8 protein-coding genes are annotated in these 8556 nt (G+C 71.4%); 1 reads left to right on the forward strand and 7 read right to left on the reverse strand.

All coding sequences use genetic code 11. The features are described from left to right. Positions 1-179: 179 nt before the first annotated feature. Positions 180-878, reverse strand: coding sequence for a demethylmenaquinone methyltransferase (locus ACFFF6_RS19760; RefSeq protein WP_376983240.1), 699 nt, complete (start codon positions 876-878; stop codon positions 180-182). Between the two features lie 143 nt (positions 879-1021). On the opposite strand from ACFFF6_RS19760, the gene serC reads away from it, so the two are divergent. After that, a complete protein-coding gene (gene serC / locus ACFFF6_RS19765) occupies positions 1022-2155 on the forward strand; it encodes a phosphoserine transaminase (RefSeq protein WP_376983241.1) in 1134 nt (377 codons plus the stop codon). An 83-nt stretch (positions 2156-2238) separates the two neighbouring features. Here the strand turns inward: serC and ACFFF6_RS19770 are convergent, their stop codons facing one another. From ACFFF6_RS19770 to ACFFF6_RS19795, 6 genes are all read right to left on the reverse strand, one after another. Further along, positions 2239-3729: an NCS2 family permease gene (locus ACFFF6_RS19770; RefSeq protein WP_376983243.1), complete on the reverse strand. Its 1491-nt coding sequence runs from the start codon at positions 3727-3729 to the stop codon at positions 2239-2241. A gap of 114 nt (positions 3730-3843) precedes the next feature. Beyond that, the gene (gene nagB, locus ACFFF6_RS19775; RefSeq protein WP_376983244.1) at positions 3844-4629 is read right to left on the reverse strand and encodes a glucosamine-6-phosphate deaminase; all 786 of its coding nucleotides are present in this window, start codon (positions 4627-4629) and stop codon (positions 3844-3846) included. Positions 4630-4936: 307 nt separating this feature from the next. Then, complete coding sequence (locus ACFFF6_RS19780) at positions 4937-6313, reverse strand: NAD(P)/FAD-dependent oxidoreductase (RefSeq protein WP_376983245.1); 1377 nt, start codon at positions 6311-6313, stop codon at positions 4937-4939. 135 nt (positions 6314-6448) lie between these two features. Continuing rightward, positions 6449-7411: a Ppx/GppA phosphatase family protein gene (locus ACFFF6_RS19785; protein WP_376983246.1), complete on the reverse strand. Its 963-nt coding sequence runs from the start codon at positions 7409-7411 to the stop codon at positions 6449-6451. After that, positions 7408-7953 carry a DUF501 domain-containing protein gene (locus tag ACFFF6_RS19790; protein WP_376983247.1) on the reverse strand — a complete coding sequence of 182 codons (546 nt, stop codon included), beginning with the start codon at positions 7951-7953 and terminating at the stop codon, positions 7408-7410. The genes ACFFF6_RS19785 and ACFFF6_RS19790 overlap by 4 nt, the downstream gene beginning before the upstream one ends. Further along, positions 7950-8556, reverse strand: a 607-nt coding sequence (locus tag ACFFF6_RS19795) for a septum formation initiator family protein (protein WP_376983248.1), incomplete at its 5' end; no start/stop codon positions are given. The genes ACFFF6_RS19790 and ACFFF6_RS19795, both read right to left, overlap by 4 nt.

The raw sequence follows: 8556 nt of genomic DNA on the forward strand, positions 1-8556 counted from the left end.
AACGATTCTCCGAAGCGAGGATCTCTCCCCGTTCCCGTCCCGTTCACCGGGGCACGAGGGAAAACATTACGCCACCCACCACCCCGACGCAAGCCGAGAAGCCCGTTCCCGGGGTGTTCTGCGCCACGTCCTGAGGCCGGAGCGCCCACACGCGGTTTTCGAGGATGCTTCGCCGCAGGTCAGGAGCCCGGGACGTAGCCCCGGTGCAGGGCGACGATGCCTCCGCTGAGGTTCTTGTACTGGGTGCCCACCAGGCCCGCCCCGCCGAACCACTCCCGCAGCTCGTCCTGGTCGGGCCACGCGAGGATCGACTCGGAGAGGTAGCTGTAGGCGTCGGACTGGCTCGCGAGTCGGCTCGCGACGGCGGGGATCGCCCGCATGAGGTACTTCCGGTAGACCCTGCGGAACAGGGCGTTGCTCGGCGTGGAGAACTCGCACACCACCACGGCGCCCCCGGGGCGGACGACGCGGACCATTTCCGCCAGGCCCGCACGGGGATCCTGGACGTTGCGCAGCGCGAAGGAGATGACCGCGGCGTCGAAGGCATCGTCCGCGAAGGGGAGCCGCTGCGCATCGGCCCCGATGAAGGGAAGATGCGGCTGCCGTCGGCGTCCCTCGCGCATCATCCCCAGGGAGAAGTCCGCCGCGACGACGCGGGCGCCCGCCGCCTCGATCGCCGCCGTCGACGTCCCTGTGCCGGCGGCGAGGTCCAGCACGGTGTCGCCCGACCGCAGGTCGAGAGAGGCGACCATCGCCCGGCGCCAGCCCCGCACCTGCCCGAGCGCCGCGACGTCGTTCATGATGTCGTAGCGCCCGGCGATGCTGTCGAACATCCCGGCGACGTCGTGGGGCTTCTTCTCGAGATCCGCGCGGCTCATGCTCCGATCCTGCCAGATCCGGCGTGCCGGCGCGCATGACCGCGGACCGGAACCGCCGTGCCGTGTCCGAGTAGGCACAATGGAGGGGCGCCGATCCCCCGGACCGGCAGCAGGCCCGCCCTCGACCACGGCAAGGAGACCCCGTGTCAGACCTCCAGTCCCTGCAGATCCCCGCAGAGCTGTTCCCCGCCGACGGACGTTTCGGCTCCGGCCCCTCCCGCATCCGCCGCGAGCAGATCGAGGCGCTCTCCCGCGCCGGGGCGACGGTGCTCGGCACCTCCCACCGGCAGGCTCCCGTCAAGGACCTCGTGCGACGGATCCGCTCCGGGCTGGCCGAGCTGTTCTCCCTCCCCGAGGGCTACGAGGTGGTGCTCGGCAACGGCGGCTCGACCGCGTTCTGGGATGCGGCCGCCTTCAGCCTGGTGCGGGAGCGCGCGCAGCACGTCGTGATCGGCGAGTTCTCCTCGAAGTTCGCCGCCGAGACCCGCGGAGCGCCGCACCTGGCGGAGCCCGTCATCGTCTCCGGGGAGCCCGGAACCCTCGCGCGGCCCGTCGCGGACCCGTCCGTGGACGTGTACGCCTTCCCCCACAACGAGACCTCGACCGGTGTCATGGTGCCGGTGCGCCGGCCCGCCGGGGCGAGTGCCGATCAGCTGGTGCTCGTGGACGCGACCTCGGCAGCCGGAGGCGCCGCCGTGGACATCACCGAGGCGGACGCCTACTACTTCGCCCCGCAGAAGGCCTTCGGCTCCGACGGCGGGCTGTGGATCGCCCTCCTCTCCCCCGCCGCGATCACCCGCGTCGAGGAGATCGCCCGGAGCGACCGCTGGATCCCCGAGTTCCTCTCCCTGAAGGTCGCGCTCGAGAACTCCCGCAAGGACCAGACCCTGAACACCCCGGCGGTGGCGACGCTGCTGCTGATGGCGGAGCAGATCGAGTGGATGCTCGCCCAGGGCGGCCTCGCCTGGGCCGATGAGCGCACCCGGACGAGCAGCGGCCTGGTCTACGACTGGGCGGAGCGCCGTCCCGAGACCTCCCCGTACGTCGCCGATCCGTCCGCCCGCTCGCAGGTCGTCGCGACGATCGACGTCGACGAGAGCATCGATGCCGTCGCGATCACGACGCTCCTGCGCAGGTACGGCATCGTGGACATCGAGCCATACCGCAAGCTGGGACGCAATCAGCTGCGCATCGCCGTGTTCCCCTCGGTCCCGCCGTCCGACGTCGAGGCTCTTCTCGCCGTGCTGGACCACGTGCTGGACTCCGTCTCCCGCTGATCCCCGTCGGCACGACGAACGGGCCCCGGCATGCCGGGGCCCGTTCGTCGTCGATCCGCACCGCTGCGTGCGCCAGGGGCGCCTCAGAGGAGGAGGCCCTCGATCCCTCCGCGGAGGAAGTACAGGACGAAGAGCACCGCCACGACGTACATGAGCCAATGGACCTCGCGCGCCTTGCCCCGGACCACGCGGATGAGCACGTACGTGATGAAGCCTGCCCCCATGCCGACGGTGATCGAGTAGGCGAAGGGCATGAGGATGATCGTGAGGAAGGCGGGGATCGCCTTCTCCATGTCGGAGAAGTCGATCGCGTTCACCTGGGTCATCATCAGGAACCCGACCATGACGAGCGCCGGGGTGGCCGCCTCGTAGGGGACCATCTCCACCAGCGGTGCCAGGAACGTCGTGAGCAGGAAGGCGACGCCCGTGACGATCGCGGCCAGTCCCGTGCGCGCCCCTTCCGCCACGCCCGCGGTCGACTCGACATAGCTGGTGTTCGACGAGACGCCACCCACGCCGCCGGCGATCGCGGCGACGGAGTCGGCGACCAGGATGCGCTGGGAGTGGGGGATCTCGCCGGATTCGTCGACCAGACCGGCTTCCGAGCCGACGCCGACCATCGTGCCCATGGTGTCGAAGAAGTCCGCGAGCAGCAGGGAGAACACGATGACGCTCGCGCCGATCACGCCCGCCGCGGCCACGCCGCCCAGCGGATCCACGGTGAACAGGGTCGCGAAGTCCGGCAGCTGGATCGGGGAGCCCTCGAGGGCGGGGACGTTCATGGACCAGCCGCCGGGGTTGCCGGGATCTCCCTCGGACGCCGCTCGCCAGGCGCCGAGCCCGAGGACGCGCTCGAGGAGGGTCGCCAGGAGCGTCCCGGCGATGATGGCGATGAGGATCGCGCCGGGGACCTTGCGGACCCACAGCAGCAGCATGAGCAGCAGGCCGAAGACGAACACGGCGGTGGGCCATCCGCTGAGCGAGCCCTCGTTGCCCAGCTGCACGGGCGTGCCCTGCGCAGACGTGACGAAGCGCGCGTTGAACAGGCCGATGAAGGCGATGAACAGGCCCAGGCCCACGCCGATCGCGGTCTTCATGAAGGGCGGGACCGCCGCGAACACCGCTCTGCGGAAGCCGGTCAGGACGAGGACGAGGATGATCACGCCCTCGAGCAGGATCAGCCCCATCGCCCCGCCCCAGGTCATGCCCGGCAGGGGGACGATCGAGTAGGCGACGTACGCGTTCAGGCCCAGACCTGCTGCGAGCGCGAGGGGGAACTTCGCCCACGCTCCCATGAAGATCGTCAGCACACCGGCCACGAGCGCGGTGCCCGCGGCGACCGCGGGGATGTTCGGCTCCGCCCCGCCGCCCAGATAGCTCCCGGTCGAGTCGGGGACGGTGCCGATGATGAGCGGGTTGAGCACGACGATGTAGCACATCGCGAAGAACGTCACGAGGCCGCCGCGGACCTCGCGGGCGACGGTCGAGCCGCGCGCTGTGATGTGGAAGTAGCGGTCGAGGGCGGAGAGGGGCGCGCCCGTCTTCGCCGCGGGTTGTGAAGGAGCTGTGGGCATGGAGCCAATCTATCGGCCCGCCCGAGGCGCCGCGGCGCAGGGCCCGGTCGTGGTGACCGATCCTGCGCCGCGGTGGAGCGAGCAGGAGGGGCAGGCCGCCCCGTCCGCGGTCCCTCAGCGCGTGAGGCGCGGACGCTCCTCCTGGATGAAGCGGTAGTAGTCCGCGTTCTCGAGCTTCGAGGCGGCGGCTTCGTCGAGCACCACCGTGACGGCCGGATGCAGCTGCAGCGAGCTCGCGGGGCAGAAGGCGCTCAGCGCGCCCTCGACCATGGCGGCGACGGCATCGGCCTTGCCCTCGCCCGTGGCGATCAGCACGATGCGTCGGGCCTCGCCGATGGTGCCCAGGCCCTGCGTGATCACGTGCACGGGCACCTGGTCGACCGTGTCGAAGAATCGGGCGTTGTCCTCGACGGTGCGTCGCGTCAGAGTCTTGACGCGGGTGCGCGAGGAGAGGGAGCTGGTGGGTTCGTTGAAGCCGATGTGACCGTTGCTCCCGATCCCGAGGATCTGGAGGTCCACGCCGCCCGCCTCGCCGATCGCCGCGTCGTACGCCGCCGCGGCGGCGACCGGATCCGCCGCCTCGCCGTTGGGAGAGAGGACGCCGGCGTCGTCGATGTCGACATGCGCGGTGAACTGGTCTCGGATGAAGCGGTAGTAGCTCTGCTCGTGGGCTCGCGGCAGGCCCACGTACTCGTCGAGCAGGAAGGCCCGCGCGTGTGCGAAGGAGAGGCCGCCGGCCTGATGGCGGCGGATCAGCTCCTGATAGGTCGCGACCGGGGAGGAACCGGTGGCGAGTCCCAGGGTGATGCCCTTCTCCCCCGCCGCCGCGATGGCCTGCTCGAAGCGGTCCGCGACGATGCGCGCGGCATCCTCGGGGGTGGATGCGATGACGATCTCCATAGGTACCTCCACGACAGGAGCGGACTCGAACCGCTGTTTTCTGCTCAATACGCGGGACAATTGCGCACGTTCAGTCACAGCGTACTCCTCGGTGCCCGTCGACGCACGTCCATGCGGAAGATTCGCGACGCGAGCCCGGCGTCGACCTCGGCGACTCCTCGAGGCGACGGCGAAGGGCGCGATGGCCTCACAGCACGACGCAGCCCACGGCGGGGTCGCCGTGGGCTGCGTCATGCTGATCCGTCCCGCCGCGCTCAACGGCGGACGGGACCGTGCGGCCCCCGCGGGGAGCGGGGGCCGCCCGGGCTCACTTCTTCTTCGGGCCCGAGTTCGCGGCCAGCTCGAAGGCGGCGCGCGGGGTCGAGGACTGCGGGATGCCGATGATGTCACGGCGCGAGACCGCATTGGCGACCCAACCGGCCACGACCGCGGCCTTGCGGCCCACCGTCGGCATCGCGTACACGTGGTAGGCACGCGCGGCGGCCCACGCGGGAAGCCCCTTGATGTCGATGCGCTTGTCGCCGAGCATCATGTAGCCGACGCCCTTGTACATGCCCAGGGTCGCGAGGACGCCGAGGTTCTTGTGGTAGTAGTCCACCAGCGGGCGCCCCTGGATCGAGCGGGCGATGTTGTCGGCCACACGCTTGCCCTGGCGGACCGCGTGCTGGGCGTTGGGCGGGCAGAACTTGCCCTCGCCGGAGGCCAGGTCCGGGACCCAGGCGCAGTCCCCGGCGGAGAAGACGCCCTCGATCGGGCCGTTGTCGCCCTTGACGCGCAGGTCGGGCAGCACCGCGAGACGCCCGCCCATCGGGCCGCGCTCCTGGATGGTGGGCAGGTCCGAGGCCTCCGTGTCCGAGAGGATCGGAGCGGGCTTCACCCCGGCGTTCCAGACGATCAGGTCAGTCTCGAACTCGTCGCCGTCGGACAGCTTGACGACGCCGCCCTCGCAGGAGTTCAGGAAGGTCTCGAGCTTGACCTCGACGCCGCGCTCGCGCAGCTGGTTCAGGGCGTAGGCGCGCTGCTCCTCGGAGACCTCCGGGAAGATGAACGGCGCCGCGTCGATGAGCACGAAGCGGATGTCCGAGGCGTGCAGGTCGGGGTAGTAGCGCAGGGCGTCGCGGACCATGTCCTCGGCCTCGGAGATGGCCTCGCCGCCGGCGAAGCCTCCGCCCACGAAGGTGAACGTGAGCAGGCGCTTGCGGACGGCCGGGTCCTTCGTGGAAGCGGCCTCCGCGAGGTTTCCGAGGATCCGGTCGCGCACGGCGACGGCCTCCTCGACCTGCTTGAAGCCGATGGCCTGCTCCGCGAGACCCGGGATGGGCAGCAGACGCGGCACCGAGCCGAGGCCCACGACGAGGTAGTCGTAGGCGATCTCGAGGGTGACGTCCTCATCGGTCGTGACCACCACGGTGCGGTCCGCATGGCGGATCGCGGAGACGGCCCCGGTGACGACCTTGGTGCCGGCGAGGACCTTGCGCAGCGGCGCGAGGACGTTGCGGGGGTCGATCGAGCCGGCGCCGACCTCGGGGAGGAAGGGCTGGTACGTCATGTAGGGCCGGGAGTCGACGATCGTGATCGCGACCTCCGAGCCGAGCGCGGCACGCAGGTCGTGCGCGGCGTTCAGACCGACGGACCCGCCGCCGAGGATGAGGACATGGGGCTTTGCGCCGGTGGTGGTGTTCATGGGTTCAGCCTATTGCGCTTGTACCCGCGACACAAAGACCGCGCTCTGTGCTGGACACCTCTCCGCGGCGACGCGGGAGCCCCTGCGCACCGGGAGGAGGTCCTGCTCATGGGCGTCCTGCGCCCTCCCTGCACGTCAGGGACGCGGCTCCAGCAGGCTCAGCGCGATGCCGTCGAGGATGTCGTGCTCGCTGGTCCAGGTGCAGGTGATCGGACTCACGTCCGCGACACGTCGGATGATCCGCTCCCAGATGAGCGCCCCCGCCCCGATGACGTCGATCCGTCCGGGGTGGATGATGCTCAGCGCGCCGCGCTCGGCACGGCTCATCCGCAGCACCTCCTCGCAGGTGCGGAGCATCTCCCGGAGCGCGAGCCGCGCGCCGTGGGAGAGATCGGGCCGGTAGGTCTGCGCGCCGAGCGCGACCCCCGTCAGCGTCGTGACCGTCCCGGCGACGCCGACCAGATGCCGGGTCCGCTCGAGGGGGACCGCTGCGGCCGCCTCGTCCAGGAGGGCGTCGATATCCGCGCTCGCCGCATGGATCTCCTCCTCCGTGGGCGGATCCGAGCGCAGATGCCGCTCGGTCAGACGCACGGATCCGATGTCCAGGCTGATCCGGTGCGTCGGCGCGGCCGACCCGAGCACGAGCTCGCTCGAACCGCCGCCGATGTCGACCACCAGGCGGTCTCCGTCCGGGATCCCCGGAAGGGTCGCGACCGCGCCGCGGAACGAGAGCTCGGCCTCCTCCTGCCCGGGGACGACCTCGACCTCGACGCCGAGGATCTCCCGCACCCCGTCGAGGAGCACGTCGCGGTTCGCGGCGTCACGGGTCGCCGAGGTCGCGATGAAGCGGATCCGGGAGGCGCCGTGCTCCGCGATGAGCCGCGCATACCGCCGCGTCGCGGCGAGGGTCCGCTCCACGGCCGCCGGGTCGAAGCGCCCGGTGCGGTCCACGCCGTAGCCCAGGCGCACGATCTCCATCTCGCGCACGAGGTCGCAGAGCGCCCCGGTGGCGGGATCCGTGCGCGCGATCAGCAGACGGATCGAGTTGGTGCCGCAGTCGATCGCCGCGACGGGCGCGTCGGTGCCGAGGGCGCTCATGCGACCGGCACCTCGCCGTCCGGCTCCTCGCAGCGGCACACGTCGATCGAGGCGACGGGAGCGAGCTCGGCGAGCACGCGGTCGGCGATCGGGTTCACGCCCTCCCCTTCGGCGAGGCCCTGGCCGACGATCGCGTGGAGGCACTTGACGCGCGTGGGCATGCCGCCCGCGCTGACGTGATCGACCTCCTCGGCGCTGCCGAGCTCCGCACGGCGGGCGAGGTAGCGCTCGTGGGCCGCGGCATAGGCCCGGGCGAGCTCAGGATCCTGCGCGAGCTCCTCCGTCAGACGGGCCATCTCCCCCCTCGCCTCGACGCGCGAGACGGCGAGCACCAGCGACGGCAGCGTGAGGTAGAGCGAGGTCGGGAAGGGGGTGCCGTCCTCGAGCCGCGGCGCCGTGCGGACGACCGCGGGGCGCCCGCACGCGCAGCGCCGCGCGATCGAACGGACGCCGCGCATGTCACGGCCCAGCTGCTCGTGCATGACCCGCAGGTCCGCCGCGGTCGCGGGGGTCTCATGCGGGAGAGGGGGAAGGGTGCTCACTCGGTGTCCTGCTCGCTCGGGGTGTCGGTGCTGGTCGGGTCGGTGCTGGTCGGGGCCGTGCTGGTCGGGTCCGTGCCGGGCGCGTCCGTGGCAGGCTCTTCGCCGGTGGGCGCGTCCGTCGCGGGGTCGGTGGTCCCCGGATCAGGGATGTCCTCGGGGGAGAGCCGGCTCGCGCCCTCCACGCTGTCCCACATGGTCGTGAACCAGTCGCCCTTGCCTGCCTCCTGGGCCGACCTCTGCTGCTCGGTCAGCGGCAGCTCGCGTCCGGAGGTGTCGGTGAGGCGGTACTGGGTCTCCCCGGGCATCGCGAACAGCAGGCGCTCCCGGGCCTGGGCCGCCACGTAGGTGGGGTCCTCCCAGCGGTCCACGTCCTGCTGGAGGCGTTCGACCTCGTCCTCCTGCTGCGCGACCTGCTGCTGCAGGGCCAGGAGCTGCTGGCGCTGGGAGACGTAGGTGTTCAGCGTCGGGACGACCACGGCGAGCGCGATCACGACCAGCGTGATGAGGAAGAGAGAGCGCCGGGTCAGGGCGATCACGGGGCCGTCGCCGCGGCGCTGCGCCGCCGGCCCGCGGCGCGGACGGGGCGCGGGTGCGGGCCGGGTG

Source organism: Brachybacterium hainanense (assembly GCF_042434575.1).
Taxonomy (GTDB): domain Bacteria; phylum Actinomycetota; class Actinomycetes; order Actinomycetales; family Dermabacteraceae; genus Brachybacterium; species Brachybacterium hainanense.